Source organism: Halorubrum halodurans (assembly GCF_002252985.1).
Taxonomy (GTDB): domain Archaea; phylum Halobacteriota; class Halobacteria; order Halobacteriales; family Haloferacaceae; genus Halorubrum; species Halorubrum halodurans.
This window is the reverse complement of the sequence record NZ_NHPJ01000001.1, coordinates 634-17090: the sequence shown is the minus strand read 5'-3', so window position 1 is coordinate 17090 and position 16457 is coordinate 634. Positions and strand designations below refer to the sequence as shown.

Below are 16457 nucleotides of genomic sequence, written 5' to 3'. Positions count from 1 at the left end.
GTCGCGGACGGCGGCGGCGAACTCGGCTTTCCCGCCGAGGCCGACGTTCACGCGGATCGGGGCGTCCGCCGACTCGGTGTCGTCCGGGCCACGGATCGACGTCGGCCGCGGCGCGTCCAGGTCCCGGAACTCCCGGACGAGCGAGGAGACCACCGCCTCGTCGAGCATGGAGACGGAGACGGTGACCCGTTCCGCCCCGTAGTCGAACGCCCAGCCCAGCGCCGCGGCGAGGGTGTCGAACGCGCCGTCCGCGAGTAGGTCGCGCTCGGTGATGACGATCGCGACGTGTTCGGGCGGGTCCCCCTCGTGGAGGCGGTGGCGAACGGCGAGATACGCGTCGTAGAGGCCCACGGTCGCCGATCGCCTTCGGGGATGTAAAACCTCGCGGACGAGGGGTTTAATCGGTCGTCGCTCCTACCCCGAACGATGACAGACAGCTACCGGGGGGTGTTCGGCGCGATCCCGTACGCGATCCGCAGCACCGACTCGTGGACGATGCGCGTCTACGGGGTGATCGGCGCGCTGGCGACCGCGGCCATCGCGCTCGTCGTCACGCTCGCGCTCGTCGTCTGGATGGCCGAGACCGCCGGCATCCCGAGCGGAACGTACCTGTTCACGCGCTCGCTGTACGTCGTTCTCGGCTTCGCCGCCGTCGCCCCCCTCCTGGCCCCGCTGCTCTTCGTCGCCCGCCGGCACCGTCGGGACCTTCCCGTCGCGGCCGGCTACGACCGGAAGCTGGCGTACGCGGGCTTCCTCTTCCTGGCCTCGCTGTACCTCGGCCTGATCGTCACCGCGCCGGCAGACCTGCGCGATCCGGCCGGATCCGTGCTGCTGTCGGCGCTGTACGCGCTTCCCCGCCCGGCCGGGGCGCTGTTCCCCGTCCTCGCCGCCGCGGTCGTGTTCTGGACGCACTACCGGCTCCGGGGCGACGACGAGGACGGCTCGAAATCCCGAAATGGCTCGGCGACGTAGCGCCGCCGATGACCGACGAAAAGGAGGGAACGTTCCTCGTCACCCACGTCGAGGAGGACTCCGCGGTGCTGAAGGACGCTCACGACGGCCAGGTCCACACGCTGAGCTCGAATCCGGGCCTGGCGGTCGACGACGCCGTCGAGGCGACCGTCGCGCCCGACCCGCCGATGGAGGTCACCTATCGCGTGATCGAGGTCGCGGAGCGCCGGTCGCTCTCGCTCGAGCGGAGCGAGGAGCCGCCGACGGTTCACGAACGCGAACTCGCGGCCGACCTGGAGACGGGGGAGTTGACCCGCGAGCCGCGGGCGGGGATCGGCGAGATCCACGTGCTCTCCCCGCCGGCGGACGCGACCGAGGAGGCCGCCGGCGACGTGCTCGAGGACCGGGAGGGGACGCTCTCGCGGGCCGCGCGGCTCGGCGTGAACCGCGTCGAGGTCCGGGCGGAGCCCGGCGTGCTCAGCGTGCGGTATCTCCCCTGAACGCGCGATCGGTTCGCGGTCCCGTTTTCGACCGACTCGAGAGATAAGAAGGCTTATTCGGGCTCACGGACGAACCCGTTTCATGACAGCGATCGAGGTACCGGAGGTCGATTACACCGAGTACTCGAACCGGCAGCTCGTGCTCGTGCCGCTGGCGGTGCTCGCGGTGGCGGTGCTCGTCATCGGCGGGTGGTACGTCGCCACGGGCGCGCCGGCGACCCTCGGGCTGGAGTTCACGGGCGGCGTGGAGCTCCGTGTCGCCGACGACGCGGGTGGAGACGTCGAGGAGCGGATCGAGACCGCGTTCGACCGCGATCCCGACTCGGTCCGCTCGATCCCCGCCGACGACGTGTACGTCGTGACCTTCCGCGCGGCCGCCGACGACCCGGAGGGACTGGCAAGCGATCTGGAATCGCAGGCGGACGCGGCGGGACTGTCGGTCGAGGCGATCGACCAGGTGTCGCCGAGTTTCGCGTCCGACACGGCACGGACGACGCTGTTCGGGCTCGCGCTCGCGTTCCTCGGGATGAGCGTGCTCGTCTTCGCGCTGTTCCGGACGTTCGTTCCCTCCATCGCGGTCGTCGCCTCCGCCTTCTCGGACCTCGTGATCCCCGTCGCCGCGATGAACCTCCTCGGCATCGAGATGACGCTCGGCATCGTCGCCGCCCTCCTCATGATCATCGGGTACAGCGTCGACTCGGACATCCTGTTGAACAACTCCGTGTTGCGCCGGACCGGCGAGTTCTACGAGTCGGTGAGCCGCGCGATGCGCACCGGGGTGACGATGACGGTCACCTCCATCGCCGCGATGCTCGTGATGGCGGTCGTCGCGACGGTCTTCGGCGTCGGCCTCCTGCGTGACATCGGTATCATCCTCGCGATCGGCCTCTGTGCGGACCTGATGAACACGTACCTGCTGAACGTGGCGCTGTTGCGCTGGTACAAGTTCGAGGGGGTGAAGCGCTGATGTTCGAACGCGTCAAGGAGAACTGGCGGGTGCTGCTCCTCGTCGTCGTCGTGCTCGGCGCGACGGTCGCGCTCTTCGCCCCGCAGTTCGCGCCCGAGACCGCGCCGGGCGAGTCCGCCGAGAACGCGACGCAGGGAATGACGAACCTCCAGTACGGCCTCGATCTGGCGGGCGGGACCCGCATCCGTGCGCCGCTCGTCGGCTACACCGCGACGGGGGTCGACTTCGCGGGCGAGACCCCCACGCAGGTCGCGAGCGACGTCGCCGCCGAGTTGGAGGGCGTCTCGACCCGCGAGGTCGACGCCGTCCTCGGCGACGACGGCTCCGGAACCGGCGGAAGCGACGGGATCGGTGCCGTGGAGGTCACCGCCACGTCCGTGAGCGAGACGGAGTTCCGCGAGGCGATGGACGCCTCGGGGTACGGCTACGAGGGGATCAGAAGCGGCGTGACCGGGGAGACCCGCGACGCGGCGATCGAGGTCATCCAGGGGAAGATCAACGAGGCGGGCCTCTCGGGCGGGAGCGTCCAGCAGGTCCAGTCGATCACCGGCGAGTACTTCATCCTCGTCGAGGTGCCCGGCCAGGGTCGCCAGGACGTGATCGACCTCCTCGAGGAGCGCGGGACCGTCGAGATCGCCATCGCGTACCCCGACCCGAACGCGACCGACGGCACCGCGAGAACCGACGGGATCCTCGTCCAGGACGACTTCGAGAACATCGGGACCGCGAGCAGGCGGGAGGCGGGTTCCGGCGCGTACGTGCCGGTCTCCGTCGTCAACGAGGCCCCCGAGGGCGAGCGATCGCCGGCCGTCCGGTTCCAGGACGCGGCCGTCGAGTACGGCGTCGCGAGCGCCTCCGGCGGCGCGCGCTGTAACTACGACCTCGAGACGAACTCGCTCGGCGAGTCCAGCGACTCCTGTCTGCTGCTCGTCGTCGACGGCGAGGTCGTCAACGCGTTCGGGATGGACGACGGGCTCGCACGGAGCATGGCGAGCGGAGGGTGGGCCGACAGCGGGAACTTCCGGCTGACGACCACCTCCTTCGCCGACGCCCAGACCATCTCGATCAACCTCCGTGCGGGCGCGCTCCCCGCGGAACTCGACATCAGCGGACAGGGGACCTCCTCGACCATCTCCGCGACGCAGGGCGAGAACTTCCGGCTCTACTCCGCGATCGCCGGGATATTCGCGGTGTTCGCGGTCGCCGGCGTGGTGTTCCTCCGCTACCGCGAGCCGAAGGTGGCGCTCCCGATGATCGTCACCGCGCTGGCCGAGGTGTACGCGCTGCTCGGGTTCGCGGCGCTCGTGGGGTACCCGCTCGAGCTCGCGGTCATCGCCGGCTTCATCGCCGTGGTCGGCACGGGCGTCGACGACCTCGTGATCATCGCCGACGAGGTGATGAGCGAGGGCGAGGTCAACTCCCGGACGGTGTTCGACTCGCGGTTCCGCCGGGCGTTCTGGGTGATCGGCGCGGCCGCGGCGACGACCATCGTGGCGATGTCGCCGCTGATGGTGTTGAGCCTCGGCGACCTCTCCGGGTTCGCGATCTTCACCATCCTCGGCGTGCTCATCGGCGTGTTGATCACACGGCCCGCCTACGGCGACATCCTCCGGCGGCTGTTGACGGTCCGGTAGATCCGTCGCCGACGCGCTCACGTCCGGCCCGTTCACCCGCGACGCTTAACCGCCGCGCGCCGGAACCGGGAGCCATGCTCGTCGTCGTCTCGGACACGCACAGCACCGACGACCCGAAGCTCCGCGGCCGGACCCGCGAGGCGGTCGAGGCGGCCGAGGTCGTCGTCCACGCGGGCGACTTCTACCGCGAGCCCGTTCTCGACGCGTTCGAGCGGACCGCCGACTCGCTGCGCGCCGTGTTCGGCAACAACGACGGGGCGGCGATCCGCGATCGGCTCCCGGAGGTCCGCACCGTCGAGTTCGGCGGCGTCCGCTTCTCCGTGACACACAGGCACCGCAGCGGCGACACCGGCCTCGTCATGCTCGCCCGCGGCCGCGACGCCGACGCCGTCGTCTGCGGCCACAGCCACCGGCCGCGCTTCGACGACTCGACCGCGGTCCCGATCGTGAATCCGGGGAGCCACGCCCAGCCGCGGGGGAACCGGCCGGCACACGCGGAGTTCGAGGCGACCGCCGGCGGGCTCGACGGGCGACTCGTCACGCCCGACGGGGAGGCCTTCGAGCGGTTCCGGATCGAGAGGTAGGTTCGGACGACGTCGCGTCGGCGGCCTCGTGCGCGTCGTCGTGCGCGGACGCTCGGTCGAGAGGAAGAGCACACGCGTCCGTCCCGCGTCGCGACGGAGGGGGGATCGGTCGGACGGATGGGGACGGACGGCGACGACTCCCCGCCTCGGCCCGGTCCGACGAACGGTCGTCGGGGGGGACGACCGCCGTCTCGGAGACGTCGACCGCCGGACGACGGGGGATCGTCCGGGCGGGCGGAGGGCTGAGGGGTGCCTCTGTCGCGGGGACTCCCGAGTGCCGTGCTCGGCGGAGGGCCGAAGCGGGGGTCGCAGTTGAGGATCGTGCCGGTATCATATTATAGGTGTCCGAGGCACAAACGCGCGTTTTAGTGACCGTGTCGGGTCGCCGGCGCGTCCGCCGCGGTCGACCGCCGGGTGGGTCGAAACGCCTAACTCCGTTCCGGCGGATATCCGTGTATGATATCGGTCGAGCCGCTGTTCGTGCTCGTTCTCGTCGGTCTGCTCGGGCTGTTCTTCTTCGGTTTCCTCCTCGTCCGGCGCACCCTGATGGGGCTGCGCGAGGGGTACGAGGACGGGCGGCGATAACGATGGTCGTCGTCACGACCCTCACGCTGCTCGTCGCCGGCGTCGCGAGCCTCTTCATGGCGTGGTCCATCGGGGCCGGCTCCTCCGGGTCGACCCCGTTCGCGCCGGCGGTCGGCGCCAACGCCATCTCGGTGATGCGCGCCGGCCTCGTCGTCGGCGTCCTCGGCCTCCTCGGAGCGGTCCTCCAGGGAGCGAACGTCACCGAGGCGGTCGGCACGGAGCTGATCGGCGGGGTCACCCTCACCGCCACCGCCGCCATCGTCGCGCTCGTCACCGCCGCGGTGCTCGTCGCCGTCGGCGTCTTCGCCGGCTACCCGATCGCGACCGCGTTCACCGTCACCGGCGCGGTCGTCGGCGTCGGCCTCGCGATGGGCGGCGCCCCCGCGTGGCCGAAGTACGCCGAGATCCTCACGCTGTGGGTGCTCACCCCGTTCGTCGGCGGCGGGATCGCCTACGGCGTCGCCCGCACGCTGCTCGGCGACCGGCTCCCGGAGCGCGCGCTCACGGCGGCGCTGGCGGGCGTCGTCGGTGCACTCGTGGCCAACGTCGGGTTCGCACTGCTCGGCCCGGCCGGCGAGCAGGCGTCGATCGCCGAGGCGGTCGCCGCCGAACTCGGCGTCCCCGGCGGGATCGGGGTCGTCGCCGCCACGGCCGTGACGGCCGCGCTCGTCGCGACGGCGGTGTACGTCGACATCGGCCGTGACCGCGAGGGCGCCCAGCGCCGGTTCCTGCTCGCGATGGGCGGGCTCGTGGCGTTCTCCGCCGGCGGCTCGCAGGTCGGGCTCGCCATCGGCCCCCTCGTGCCGATCTTCTCCGACGTCGGCGTGCCGCTGTGGGCGCTGCTCGTCGGCGGGGGGATCGGCCTGCTCGCCGGGTCGTGGACCGGCGCGCCGCGGATGATCAAGGCGATCTCACAGGACTACGCCTCGATGGGGCCGCGACGGTCGATCTCGGCGCTCATCCCGTCGTTCGCGATCGCCCAGACCGCGGTCGCGTTCGGGATCCCCGTCTCGTTCAACGAGATCATCGTCTCCGCGATCGTCGGCGCGGGCTACGCGGCCGGCGACGCGGGGGTGAGTCGGTCGAAGATGGGATACACCGTGCTCGCGTGGATCGTCTCGCTCGTCGGGTCGCTGACGCTCGGGTTCGGCGTCTACTCGGCCGTGCGGCTGGTGATCTGACGCGCGGCCCGTCCTCGCGTCACCGGCCGGAGGGACCTCGCCGCCGGCGTGGCCGGTCCGGGCACGGGGTTTTTACCGGACTGCGGAGACCGGGAACCCGATGGATCCGATCGTCATCGTCGGCGGCGGCATCGTCGGCGCGAGCCTCGCGCATCGCCTGCGTGATCACCCCCGGCCGGTCGTGCTCTACGAGCGCGACGCGCTCGGCTCGGGAACCACCGGCGACTCCGTCGCGATCTTCGTCCGCCACCAGTCGCGTCCCGACCCGCTGAGCCACGAGCTTCGCGAGCGCGCCTGGGACCGCTACGAGCCGCTGATCGAGGACGGGACCTTCGACTTCCGGCGGATCGGCACGCTCGACGTCGCCCGAAGCGATCGGGAGCTAGCCGACCGCCGCGAGGCCGCGGAGGCGCTGTCGGCGTTCGGCGTCGAGGCGTCGATCCTCGAGCCGGCGGCGCTCGCCGAGCATGGCCTCGACCCCGACGCGGTCGCCGGCGCGATGTGGACCCCGAACGACGGCTACCTCGACCCCGCGGAGATCGTCCGGCACTACGTCCGCGAGGCGACGGAGGCCGGCGTGACCGTCGAGACGGGAACCGCCGTGACGGACGTTCACGTCGAGGACGGGGCGGTCGCCGGCGTCGAGACCGCGGCGGGACCGCGGCCGGCCGCCGCGGTCGTGAACGCGGCCGGACCGTGGGCACCGGAGCTCGCCGACATGGCCGGCGTCTCACTGCCGTTCCGGCACAACCGGGGACCGGTCGTCGTGCTCGGGCGGGAGGAGCCGTTCGATCTGCCCTTCGTTCAGTTCGGGGACGGCCTCTACGTCCGCGGCGAGGGGCGGACCCAGGCGTTCGGCGGGAGCTTCGGCGCGAGCTACGAGACGGCCGAGCGGCTCGATCCGACCGACGCGCGGTCCGTCGACCACGGCTTCTACCTCGAGATCGGCGAGCGGATCGAGGAGGCGATCCCGCGGCTCGCGGACGCGGAGGTCGTCGCCGACTGGGTCGGCGTCCGGACGCTCACGCCGGACGGCGTCCCGGTCGTCGGGGAGACGGAGGTGGACGGCTTCCACTTCGCCGCCGGCATGAACGGGCTCGGCGTCACGCTCGCGCCCGCGATCGCCGACGTCCTCGCGAGCCGGATCGCCGGCGAGCCGGTCGACCCGGAGATCGCGGCGTACCTGTCGCCGGACCGGTTCGCGTGACGCTCGGAGAGGCCGTCCGTCGAGCGGAGAGCCGCCGCCGAAAGGTGTTTTCCCGACGGTCCCCTGGTGGGATCGATGGCCCCGACAGACCGCGTCGTTCGCCGGCTCCCGATCGAGGGCGGCTGGCTCCCGCTCGTCGCGCTGTGGGCGGTCCCGACCGGGCTCGGCGCGGCGGGAATGTTCGCCGCCGGGCTTCCGACGGCCGCGGTCGGCGGCGTCGCGCTCGCCGGGACGGCGGCGGTCGCGGCGATCCGGGTCGCGGCCGGCCGCGCCCGCGAGGCGGCCGGCGTCGAGCCGGTGACGGCCGCGACCGCCGTGACGACCCTGCGTGCGTCGGCGCTCGCGCTGCTCGGGGCGTACCTGGTCGTCGACCCGGCCGCGGGCCCGAGCGCGAGCGACTGGCTCGCCGGCGGGCTGTTCGCGGTCGCCGCCGGCGGCGACGCGGTCGACGGCGCGGTCGCTCGCGCGACCGGCGCGGTGACCGAGCTCGGCGCGGAGCTGGACGTCGAGGTCGACGGGGCGACCGTCCTCGTGGGCGCCGCGGCCGCCGTCGTCTCCGGGGCGGCCCCGGTCCCGTTCCTCGCGGTCGGGCTCGCCAGACCCCTCTTCGCCTACGGGCTCCGGCGTCGGCGACGCCGCGGGCTGCCGACCCACGACCTGCGTCCGAGCCGGCTCCGTCGCCCGATCGGCGCGGCGACGATGGTCGCGACGTGGCTGGCGCTGTCGCCGGTTCCCGACGCCGGACTCTCACGGGCCCTCACGGCCGCGGTCACGGTGCCGGTCGCCGCCTCCTTCGTGCGCGACTGGCTCGTCGTCAGCGGCCGGCGCTGAGGGCCGGCGCCGGGCCGGCCCCCGTCGCTCCGGCTCCCGCCGTGCCGATCGCCGCCGACTCTACGACTCCCGCCGGTACAGCGACACGAGCACCGCGATCAGGACGATCTGTGCGAGCTTGTCGGCGGCCGATATCGGGTTGATCGACGGCGGCGCGGGGAGGCCGGGGCTGTTGAGGGCGTACCAGAGGACGATCTGGCCGGCCGTGAAGGGGATCCCGAGGAGGTAGACGGTCGGGAGGAACCGGCCCGAGAAGACGAGCCAGACCCCGAGGAGGAACCCCGCCGTCGCGAGGAGGAAGGCGACGCCCATCGCCAGCGAGACGGTCAGCCCGGCGTCGAGGAAGTCGGCCAGGAACCGGATCCCCAACGCGAGGTGGACGAGCGCGCTCACGACCGCGGCGGCGATGCCGACCCAGTGTGCCGCGGTGAACGAGTCGGTTCGAGCCGCCGCCGGAGTCATCGAGGTGGAGCCTGCCATACCCGCGATACGGACTCGACCCACATCGTTGTTTGGTACGTGTACGCACGGATCGTCGCCGACGCGGGGCGCGAGGGACGGCCCCCGCGGAGCCGTCGACGCCGCCGAAAAACCGGGGGAATGGGCACTTGACCCCGAGGTCGATCGGAGCGACGCGCCTGTCGATACCGACCGACTCCATCGACTTATAGCCGCGTCAGACGTGTGCCCTCCGTCCGACGGGCGTCCCACGCCGCGGGCGGGGGACCGCCCCGCGACCCCGCTGTGTCGTCGACCGCCCGACCCGCGGACCCGTCCGGAAGGCGGATACGTGCGGCGAACGACGGCCCGCGTATGACCTTCGGCGACCTGTTCGAGCGCGCGGCCGGCTACGACGTCGACGAGGAGACGATCTCGCGGGCGCTCGCGGAGCGGCGCGCGGGGCGGGGCGAGGACGGATGAGCGGCGGTGCGGGCGCGCGGCCGGAGCCGAGCCCCGCCAGGGTCGTCGCCGACGCCGACGTGTTGGCGGCGGACCTCCTCGTCGGCGGGCCCGCCCGCGACGCGCTCGATCGCCTCCGGAGCCACGCCTGGACGACGCTCGTCGCCAGCGACGCCCTCCTCGACGACGCCGAGGCGGTCGTGGCGTCGCTCGCCGACCCGGACCTGGCCCGCGACTGGCGCGAGCGCGTCGCGGCGTGGCGCGAGCCCGTCACCCATCCCGCCGGCGACCACCCGGCGCTGGCGTCGGCGTACCACGGCGGCGCGATGCAGGTCATCAGCCTCGATCCGGCGCTGACGGGCGCTGACGCGGCCGCGGGGCTCGCGAGCCGGTTCCCCGTGAGCGTGCGCGAGCCGCGGGCGTTCGCGAGCGTGTTCTCGCCCGCGCGGCTCTACCCCGAGGTCGTCGGCGGGGAGTATCCCGGTCCGGACCGGGACGCGCGGGAGTGGTGAGCCGGGTCGCCCGCGCGCCGCGTCACCGGTCGGCGTACCACTCCGCGAACTTCGCGAGCGCCCGGCCTCGGTGTGAGACCGCGTTCTTCCGTTCGGTGTCCATCTCCGCGAACGTCTCGCCGTCGTGTTCGAAGATCGGGTCGTAGCCGAACCCGCCGTCGCCGCGCGGGGCCACGATCCGACCCGGAACGTATCCCTCGAACAGCTTGACGGGGAGGGGGCCGGCGCTTTCCTGGTCGCCGTCGACGTCGGCGTCCCCGCCCGCGTCGTCTCCGCCCGCGTCGTCCCCGCCGCCATCGGCCTCCCTCTCGGGTCCCGCGGCCGCGGCGGCGACGCGGTCGCCGCGGTCGACCGGGTCCGGGCTGGCGGCGAACCCCTTGCCGTCGCAGTACGCGAGGGTACACCGGAAGGCGGCTCGGCGGTCCTCGAGGTCGCCGGCGAGCTCCCAGACGCGGTCGATCCCGAGGGTCTCCTCGACGTACGCCGAGTAGGGGCCGGGAAAGCCGTCGAGCGCCTCGACGAACAGCCCCGCGTCGTCGACGAGGACGGGCTCGCCCGCCTCGCGGTACGCCTCGCGCGCGCCGCGCGCCGCGATCGGCGCGAGCTCGTCGGCCTGTATCTCCGCGTAGTCGAACTCCAGCTGGCTGACCGAGCCGTCCGCCAGGTAGCTCTCCGCCTCGCGGACCTTGCCCGGATTCGTCGTCACGTACCGCAGCATGGCGATCGCTGCGCGGTGACGACGGGAATAGCCGTCGATGCGGTCGCTCCGTCCGGCGACACGCTTTTGTCACGCCGCCGACCGATAACCCGTCATGGCTGCCCTCCCCACGTTCGAGAAGAAGCGGCTCATGGGACTGATCGCGGTGCTCTCGTTCGGGCTGACCTCGCTCTTCACGGTGCTCGAACTCGGCGTGCTCGTCCCCGCGACGTTCGTGACCGGGTTCCTGATCCTGCTCCCGGTCGTGGCGGTCCTCGGCGAGGACTTCCCGCTCGTCGAGCCCGCGGACGCGACCGCGGCCGACGACGAGAGGACGAGCGGCCGCGAGCGTGAGGACCCGGTCGCGACCCTTCGAACCCGATACGCGACGGGCGAGATCGACGAAGCGGAGTTCGAGCGGCGGCTCGAACGGCTCCTGGAGACCGAGGAGCTCGACGACGCGATCGACGACGGGAACGCCGAGACCCGACGGGAGGAGACGGGAGTCGAGTCCGCACTGGAGTGACGCCGCCGTGCTCGGTTCGCCGGCCGGAGCGTCGATGGATGGGCAAGACTCTTCAGCGTCACCCGCCAGGAACGGACGGACATGTTGGTAACCGGGACCGTGATCGCCGACGCGGACACCGTCATCGAGGACGGCGCGGTCGCGATCGAGGGCGACTCGATCGCCGCGGTCGGCGAGGCCGACGCCCTCCGCGGGACGTACTCCGACCACGAGCGGCGGGCGTTCGACCTCGTCGCGCCCGGACTGGTCGGCGGGCACGTCCACTCCGTCCAATCGCTCGGGCGGGGGATCGCCGACGACGACGCGCTGCTCGACTGGCTCTTCGATGCCGTGTTGCCGATGGAGGCGGCGATGGACGCGGCGGCGACCCGCGCCGCCGCCGAGCTCGGCTACCTCGAGTGTCTCGAGTCGGGGACGACGACGGTCGTCGACCACCTCTCCGTGAACCACGCGGCGGAGGCGTTCGAGGCGGCGATCGAGACGGGGATCCGCGGCCGCCTCGGCAAGGTGCTGATGGACAAGGAGTCGCCGGACGGCCTGCTCGAGGACACGGGGGAGGCGCTCGCGGAGAGCGAGGCGCTGATCGAGGCGTACCACGGCGCGGCCGGCGGGCGGGTGCGTTACGCGGTCACGCCGCGGTTCGCCGTCACCTGTAGCGAGGCGTGCCTGCGCGGCTGTCGCGACCTCGCGGACCGCCACGACGGGGTGACGATCCACACCCACGCCAGCGAGAACGAAGAGGAGATACAGGCTGTCGAGGCTGCCACCGGGAGACGGAACGTCCACTGGCTCGACGAGGTCGGGCTCACCGGGCCGGACGTGACGCTCGCCCACTGCGTCCACACCGACGAGAGCGAACGGGAGCTCCTCGCGGAGACGGACACCGTCGTCACGCATTGCCCCTCCTCGAACATGAAGCTCGCCTCGGGGATCGCCCCGGTCCACGACTACCTCGACCGCGGGATCGCGGTCGCGCTCGGCAACGACGGCCCGCCGTGTAACAACACGCTCGACCCCTTCACGGAGATGCGGCAGGCGAGCCTGCTCGGGAAGGTGGACGCCCGCGATCCCACCAGGCTCCCGGCGGGGACGGTGTTCGAGATGGCGACCGAGAACGGCGCGCGTGCCGCCGGCTTCGATCGGATCGGCCGGCTCGCGCCGGGGTACGCGGCGGACGTGATCGGGCTCACGACCGATCGGACGCGGGCGACGCCCGTCCACGACCCGCTCTCACATCTCGTCTACGCCGCCCACGGCGACGACGTGGTCTTCACGATGGTCGACGGCGAGGTGCGGTACGACGGCGGCGAGCACGTCGGGATCGACGCCGACGCGGTCCGCGAGCGCGCCACCCGCCAGGCCGAGCGGGTCGTCGAGGCGGCCGGGACCGGAAGCTGACTCCGACGGCGTGTCGCCTCCCCGTCGCGACCCGCCGACGCCGCCGGAGGGCGGAGCCGGCGGCCGTCGACCGACTCTGCGGGTCCGGTCGCGGCGGCGGGCGGGGTGAGGGACGTGACGCGCGCGACTCAGGGGGAGGACCTGAGCGAGGACGGCGACTCGGGCGACGCCCGCGCCCACCGGAGCGCGGTCGCGACGTCGTTGAATCCCTCGACCGCGATGTCCTCGGTGGCGATCGTTCGCTCGAGGTACCGCCGTTTCGAGCGCTCCCCGACGACGGCGAAGCGCTCGACGCCGCGGGCGACCGCGATCTGCGTCGACTCGCGGAGCGCCCGCCGCCCCGCGTCCGAACACGGCCGGCTCGTCCGCACGGCGATCACGATGGCGTCGACGTCGCGGTCGACGACCAGGCTCCGCCACCGGTCGAGAAGCGCCTCGCCGTCCGCGGGGCTGATCCCCGTTCCGTGTGGAAACTCGACGACGAGGACGCCCTCGTCGACCCGCATCGACCATCGGTCACCCGGTTCCATGTCACCGGCTACCAGTTCGGCCGACATAAGCGCTCGTCCGTGGTTATCAGAAAAAGTATTTGGGACCGGGAGATGTGGAGGTGAGACGGCCACGGTCGTCGGGTGAGGGGCGGCTCCTCGGCTTTCCGGCCCGGAGGACGTCGAGACCGGGTTCCGGTTCTCGGCGCTCGAGACCGTCGACCCGCGGCCGGCGCGTCCCGGCCGAGCGCCCGATCAGTCGTCCTCGGCGTCCCCGGCGATCCCGGCCGCGTCGCCCGCGCGGTCCTCGACCGCCTCGACGACGTCCCGAGCGAGCGCCGCGAAGTCGGCCGCGTCGGGAACCACGTCGACGTCGATCCCGAGGTCCGCCGCCGTCTCGGCGGTCGGCGGGCCGATCGCGCCGACGACCGCGTCGGTCGCCCCGGCCAGCGCCGCCTCGCGGATCCCCCGCTCGTCGGCGGCCGCGAGGAAGTTGTCGACCGTGAGCGAGGAGGTGAACGCGAGCGCGTCGATCTCGCCCGCGGCCGCGAGCTCGGCCGACTCGCCGGCCCCCGGCGGCCGCGTCAGCCGGTAGAGGACCGTCTCGGAGACGGTCGCGCCGGCGTCGCGGAGCCCGTCGAGGAGGACGTCGCTCCCGTGGTCCGAGCGCGCGACCTCGACGCGCTCGCCGGCGACGCCGCGCTCGCGGAGCGCCGCGACGAGCCCCGCGGAGGTGTACTCCTCGGGGACCAGATCGACCGTCCAGCCGGCCTCGCGGGCGGCCGCCGCGGTCGACGGACCGATGGCGACGAGCTCGGCGTCGCCGGGTTCCCACCCGGCCGACGCGGCGAGCTCGACGCCCGTCTTGCTCGTGAGCACGACGACCGCGGCGTCGTCTCCCGGAACGGCGCCCGTCGGCTCGACCGCGAGCATCGGGTCCGGAACGGGACGCGCCCCGAGCGACGCGAGGAGGTCGACCGCCTCGTCGATCCGCTCGTCGTCGGGACGGAAGACGGCGACGCGCGGGCCGGCGGCGTCGCGGAGGCGGTCCGCGTCGTCGCCGCCGTCGGTCGCGCCGGAGGCGTCGTCGCTCACGCGGCGTCACCTCCGGAGTCGGTCGGCCCGGCCGCGGCGTCGCCGTCGTCCTCGCCGTTCCGCAGGAACCCCGTCACGCGCTCGCGGGTCGCGGCCACCTCGCCGATCACGGTGATCGCGGGCGGCTCGATCCCGGCGTCGTCGCGGACGTCGACGATCGTCTCCAGCGTGCCGGTCGCGACGCGCATGTCGGGCCACGTCGCACGCTCGACGAGCGCGACCGGCGTCTCCGGGTCCAGCCCCGCCTCGCGGAGCTCCGCGACGTAGGCGGGCAGCTTCCCGACGCCCATCAGGACGACGATCGTTCCCCCGGTGGCCGCGAGCGCGTCCCAGTCGACCGCGGACTCCGCTTTCGTCGGGTCCTCGTGGCCGGTGACGAAGGAGACCGAGGAGGCGTGATCGCGGTGCGTGACGGGGATACCGGCGACCGCCGGACCGGCGATCGCGGAGGTGATCCCCGGCACGACCTCGACGGGGACGCCCGCCTCCGCGAGGTGTTCGGCCTCCTCGCCGCCGCGCCCGAAGACGAAGGGGTCGCCGCCCTTGAGCCGGACGACGCGTTTCCCCTCGCGGGCCAGTTCGACCATGCGGCGGTTCGTGTACTCCTGGGGCGTCCACTCGCCGCCCGCGCGCTTGCCCACGTCCTCGCGTTTCGACGCGGGGATCTCGCCGAGGATCTCCGGGCCGGGGAGCTTGTCGTGGAGCACGACGTCCGCCTCCTCGATCAGGCGGGCCGCCTTCACGGTCAACAGGTCCGGGTCGCCCGGCCCGGAGCCGACGAGGAACACCGTGCCGACCTCGTCGTCGTGGCTGGCGTCCTCCCCGCCGGAGTCGTCCGCGCCGGGTCCTCCCGCCGACCCCGCCGCCTCCTCAGGCATCCGCGTCGACCTCCGCGCGGGCCTCGGCGATCAGCTCCGCCGCGCCGCGGTCGGCGAGGTCGGCCGCGAACGACGCGGCCGCCGTCGCGTGCGACCGGATCGGGAGGTCGCGGGTGCCCTCGACCTCCTCCGTACCGTCCGTCGAGAGCACGCGAACGCGGGTGTGGACGTGCTCGCCCTGGACGAGCGCCGAGACGCCGATCGGGGCGATACAGCCGCCGTTGAGCTCGGCGAGGACCGTCCGCTCGACGGTGGTCGCGACCCGCGTTCGCGGGTGGTCGACCGCCGACCGCACCGCCTCGGCGACCGCGTCGTCCGCGACGGTGACGGCGATGGCGCCCTGCCCGGCGGCGGGGACGAACTCCTCGCGGGAGAGCCGGGTCGTCCCGGCCGCGCCCAGCAGGTTCGACCGGCGGAGCCCCGCCTCCGCCAACACGAGCGCGTCGTACTCGTCGTCCACCTTCCGCTCCATCGCCGAGCGCTCGAGGTCCGACAGCGAGTCGAACCACTCCTCGACGCTCTCGTCGAACTCCTCGGCGGGGTCGCCGAACTCCTCGTCTTCGTCGGTTCCTTCCTCGGCGGTCAACGCGGCCTCCTCGCCGGCGGCGGCCAGCCGGCACTCGTGTTCGGCCTGGAGGCCGGGCGCGAGCAGCTTCTCGAGCCGGGTGTCGACGTTGCCGCGGATCGGCTCGACGACGAGGTCCGGGCGCGCGGCCAGGACCTGGGCGGTCCGGCGAAGCGATCCCGTCCCGACGACGGCCCCGGACGGGAGGTCGGCGAGCGCCCTCCCGTCGGGGTGGACGAGCACGTCGCCCGCGGCGGCGCGCTCGGGGACGCCCGCGACGACCATGTCGTCCATCCCCTCGGTGGGGACGTCCTTCATGGAGTGGACGGCGAGGTCGGCGTCGCCCGCGAGCACCTCCTCGTCGAGCGCGCGGACGAACGCCCCGGTTCGGCCGAGTCGGTGGATCAGCTCGTCGGGGATCTGGTCGCCGCGGGTCTCGACGCGGCGGATCTCGACCTCGCGTTTCCGGGTCGAGAGCGCGTCGCGGACGGTCTCCGCCTGCCGGAGGGCCAGCTCCGACCCGCGGGTGGCGAGGGTGAGCGTCTCGGTCATGTCCGAATCCAGGCCCCCCGCGTTCAAAAGGGCACCAGTTCCACCTTTTTCTCGTCGGGTGCCCTCCCACCTTTTTCTCGTCTGGTTCCCTCGCTCACTCCGTTCGCTTCGGGAACCGCTCCTCGAAAACCCTGGAGGGAAAAAGCCGACGGCTCGGCGTTCGCCTCGCCGTCGGTGAACCGCTCACTTCGTTCGCGGACGCTCGCTACAGCCGAAGCAACGAGCGATCGCGGTGGCGCGCCGGTGAGTGCCCGGAGGGCACGAACCGCCCGCGAGGGACGCGGTGAGCACTCGGAGAGTGCGAGCCGCGAGGCTGGGGAGGCGTGAGGTGCGGGGCGGTTGCGGTCGGGTGGGACTCAACGGGGCAGCCGGCTCCGGGAAGACGACCGACGCAAGCAGCGTGGCG

The 16457-nt window shown here is 73.0% G+C and carries 17 protein-coding genes and 2 pseudogenes; 12 read left to right on the top strand and 7 right to left on the bottom strand.

The features are described 5' to 3' along the window. A pseudogene (locus DJ70_RS00095) lies at positions 1–351 on the bottom strand (undecaprenyl diphosphate synthase family protein); the annotation flags it as partial. A 75-nt stretch (positions 352–426) separates the two neighbouring features. Between DJ70_RS00095 and DJ70_RS00090 the strand changes: the two are divergent. The 9 genes from DJ70_RS00090 (at position 427) to DJ70_RS00055 (ending at position 8440) form a co-directional block, all read left to right on the top strand. Beyond that, positions 427–972, top strand: coding sequence for a hypothetical protein (locus DJ70_RS00090; RefSeq protein WP_094528848.1), 546 nt, complete (start codon positions 427–429; stop codon positions 970–972). Between the two features lie 8 nt (positions 973–980). Next, positions 981–1451 carry a DUF5812 family protein gene (locus tag DJ70_RS00085; RefSeq protein WP_094528845.1) on the top strand — a complete coding sequence of 157 codons (471 nt, stop codon included), beginning with the start codon at positions 981–983 and terminating at the stop codon, positions 1449–1451. Between the two features lie 82 nt (positions 1452–1533). Next, positions 1534–2418, top strand: a complete 885-nt coding sequence (gene secF / locus DJ70_RS00080) for a protein translocase subunit SecF (RefSeq protein ID WP_094528842.1) — start codon at positions 1534–1536, stop codon at positions 2416–2418. Further along, entirely contained in the window at positions 2418–4052 is a 1635-nt protein-coding gene (locus DJ70_RS00075) for a preprotein translocase subunit SecD (protein ID WP_094528839.1), read from the top strand. The genes secF and DJ70_RS00075 overlap by 1 nt, the downstream gene beginning before the upstream one ends. 74 nt (positions 4053–4126) lie before the next feature. Next, complete coding sequence (locus tag DJ70_RS00070; RefSeq protein WP_094528836.1) at positions 4127–4636, top strand: metallophosphoesterase; 510 nt, start codon at positions 4127–4129, stop codon at positions 4634–4636. Positions 4637–5092: 456 nt separating this feature from the next. Beyond that, positions 5093–5221, top strand: a complete 129-nt coding sequence (locus tag DJ70_RS17895; RefSeq protein ID WP_255417636.1) for a DUF7859 family protein — start codon at positions 5093–5095, stop codon at positions 5219–5221. A 2-nt stretch (positions 5222–5223) separates the two neighbouring features. Continuing rightward, a complete protein-coding gene (locus DJ70_RS00065; RefSeq protein ID WP_094528833.1) occupies positions 5224–6402 on the top strand; it encodes an inorganic phosphate transporter in 1179 nt (392 codons plus the stop codon). Positions 6403–6502: 100 nt separating this feature from the next. Beyond that, complete coding sequence (locus DJ70_RS00060) at positions 6503–7609, top strand: NAD(P)/FAD-dependent oxidoreductase (RefSeq protein ID WP_094528830.1); 1107 nt, start codon at positions 6503–6505, stop codon at positions 7607–7609. A 75-nt stretch (positions 7610–7684) separates the two neighbouring features. Further along, positions 7685–8440 (top strand): CDP-alcohol phosphatidyltransferase family protein, encoded by a 756-nt coding sequence (locus DJ70_RS00055; protein WP_094528827.1) that lies wholly within the window; start codon positions 7685–7687, stop codon positions 8438–8440. A gap of 60 nt (positions 8441–8500) precedes the next feature. Here the strand turns inward: DJ70_RS00055 and DJ70_RS00050 are convergent, their stop codons facing one another. Further along, positions 8501–8920 (bottom strand): DUF7475 family protein, encoded by a 420-nt coding sequence (locus DJ70_RS00050; RefSeq protein ID WP_245810618.1) that lies wholly within the window; start codon positions 8918–8920, stop codon positions 8501–8503. Positions 8921–9253: 333 nt separating this feature from the next. Here DJ70_RS00050 and DJ70_RS00045 point away from each other — a divergent pair. Further along, positions 9254–9852, top strand: a pseudogene (locus DJ70_RS00045) (DUF7384 family protein). Between the two features lie 22 nt (positions 9853–9874). Here DJ70_RS00045 and DJ70_RS00040 read toward each other — a convergent pair. Next, entirely contained in the window at positions 9875–10570 is a 696-nt protein-coding gene (locus tag DJ70_RS00040) for a non-canonical purine NTP pyrophosphatase (RefSeq protein ID WP_094528822.1), read from the bottom strand. 94 nt (positions 10571–10664) lie between these two features. Between DJ70_RS00040 and DJ70_RS00035 the strand changes: the two genes are divergently transcribed. Further along, on the top strand, positions 10665–11075 hold the full coding sequence (locus DJ70_RS00035; protein ID WP_094528818.1) for an SHOCT domain-containing protein: 411 nt from the start codon (positions 10665–10667) through the stop codon (positions 11073–11075). An 81-nt stretch (positions 11076–11156) separates the two neighbouring features. Next, complete coding sequence (locus DJ70_RS00030) at positions 11157–12473, top strand: 5'-deoxyadenosine deaminase (RefSeq protein ID WP_094528815.1); 1317 nt, start codon at positions 11157–11159, stop codon at positions 12471–12473. A gap of 128 nt (positions 12474–12601) precedes the next feature. Here DJ70_RS00030 and DJ70_RS00025 read toward each other — a convergent pair whose 3' ends face one another. From DJ70_RS00025 to hemC, 4 genes are all read right to left on the bottom strand, one after another. Then, a complete protein-coding gene (locus DJ70_RS00025) occupies positions 12602–13003 on the bottom strand; it encodes a hypothetical protein (protein ID WP_094528812.1) in 402 nt (133 codons plus the stop codon). A 213-nt stretch (positions 13004–13216) separates the two neighbouring features. After that, complete coding sequence (locus tag DJ70_RS00020) at positions 13217–13951, bottom strand: uroporphyrinogen-III synthase (protein ID WP_245810620.1); 735 nt, start codon at positions 13949–13951, stop codon at positions 13217–13219. A 101-nt stretch (positions 13952–14052) separates the two neighbouring features. Continuing rightward, positions 14053–14934, bottom strand: a complete 882-nt coding sequence (gene cobA, locus DJ70_RS00015; RefSeq protein ID WP_245810617.1) for a uroporphyrinogen-III C-methyltransferase — start codon at positions 14932–14934, stop codon at positions 14053–14055. Beyond that, on the bottom strand, positions 14927–16051 hold the full coding sequence (gene hemC / locus DJ70_RS00010; protein WP_094528806.1) for a hydroxymethylbilane synthase: 1125 nt from the start codon (positions 16049–16051) through the stop codon (positions 14927–14929). The genes cobA and hemC overlap by 8 nt, the downstream gene beginning before the upstream one ends. Between the last annotated feature and the right edge of the window lie 406 nt (positions 16052–16457).

Bases quoted from the DNA above. Each gene is read 5' to 3' on its own strand.
- DJ70_RS00090 (WP_094528848.1), top strand. From the start codon at position 427: ATGACAGACAGCTACCGGGGGGTGTTCGGCGCGATCCCGTACGCGATC.
- DJ70_RS00085 (WP_094528845.1), top strand. From the start codon at position 981: ATGACCGACGAAAAGGAGGGAACGTTCCTCGTCACCCACGTCGAGGAG.
- secF (WP_094528842.1), top strand. From the start codon at position 1,534: ATGACAGCGATCGAGGTACCGGAGGTCGATTACACCGAGTACTCGAAC.
- DJ70_RS00075 (WP_094528839.1), top strand. From the start codon at position 2,418: ATGTTCGAACGCGTCAAGGAGAACTGGCGGGTGCTGCTCCTCGTCGTC.
- DJ70_RS00070 (WP_094528836.1), top strand. From the start codon at position 4,127: ATGCTCGTCGTCGTCTCGGACACGCACAGCACCGACGACCCGAAGCTC.
- DJ70_RS17895 (WP_255417636.1), top strand. From the start codon at position 5,093: ATGATATCGGTCGAGCCGCTGTTCGTGCTCGTTCTCGTCGGTCTGCTC.
- DJ70_RS00065 (WP_094528833.1), top strand. From the start codon at position 5,224: ATGGTCGTCGTCACGACCCTCACGCTGCTCGTCGCCGGCGTCGCGAGC.
- DJ70_RS00060 (WP_094528830.1), top strand. From the start codon at position 6,503: ATGGATCCGATCGTCATCGTCGGCGGCGGCATCGTCGGCGCGAGCCTC.
- DJ70_RS00055 (WP_094528827.1), top strand. From the start codon at position 7,685: ATGGCCCCGACAGACCGCGTCGTTCGCCGGCTCCCGATCGAGGGCGGC.
- DJ70_RS00050 (WP_245810618.1), bottom strand. From the start codon at position 8,920: ATGGCAGGCTCCACCTCGATGACTCCGGCGGCGGCTCGAACCGACTCG.
- DJ70_RS00040 (WP_094528822.1), bottom strand. From the start codon at position 10,570: ATGCTGCGGTACGTGACGACGAATCCGGGCAAGGTCCGCGAGGCGGAG.
- DJ70_RS00035 (WP_094528818.1), top strand. From the start codon at position 10,665: ATGGCTGCCCTCCCCACGTTCGAGAAGAAGCGGCTCATGGGACTGATC.
- DJ70_RS00030 (WP_094528815.1), top strand. From the start codon at position 11,157: ATGTTGGTAACCGGGACCGTGATCGCCGACGCGGACACCGTCATCGAG.
- DJ70_RS00025 (WP_094528812.1), bottom strand. From the start codon at position 13,003: ATGGAACCGGGTGACCGATGGTCGATGCGGGTCGACGAGGGCGTCCTC.
- cobA (WP_245810617.1), bottom strand. From the start codon at position 14,934: ATGCCTGAGGAGGCGGCGGGGTCGGCGGGAGGACCCGGCGCGGACGAC.
- hemC (WP_094528806.1), bottom strand. From the start codon at position 16,051: ATGACCGAGACGCTCACCCTCGCCACCCGCGGGTCGGAGCTGGCCCTC.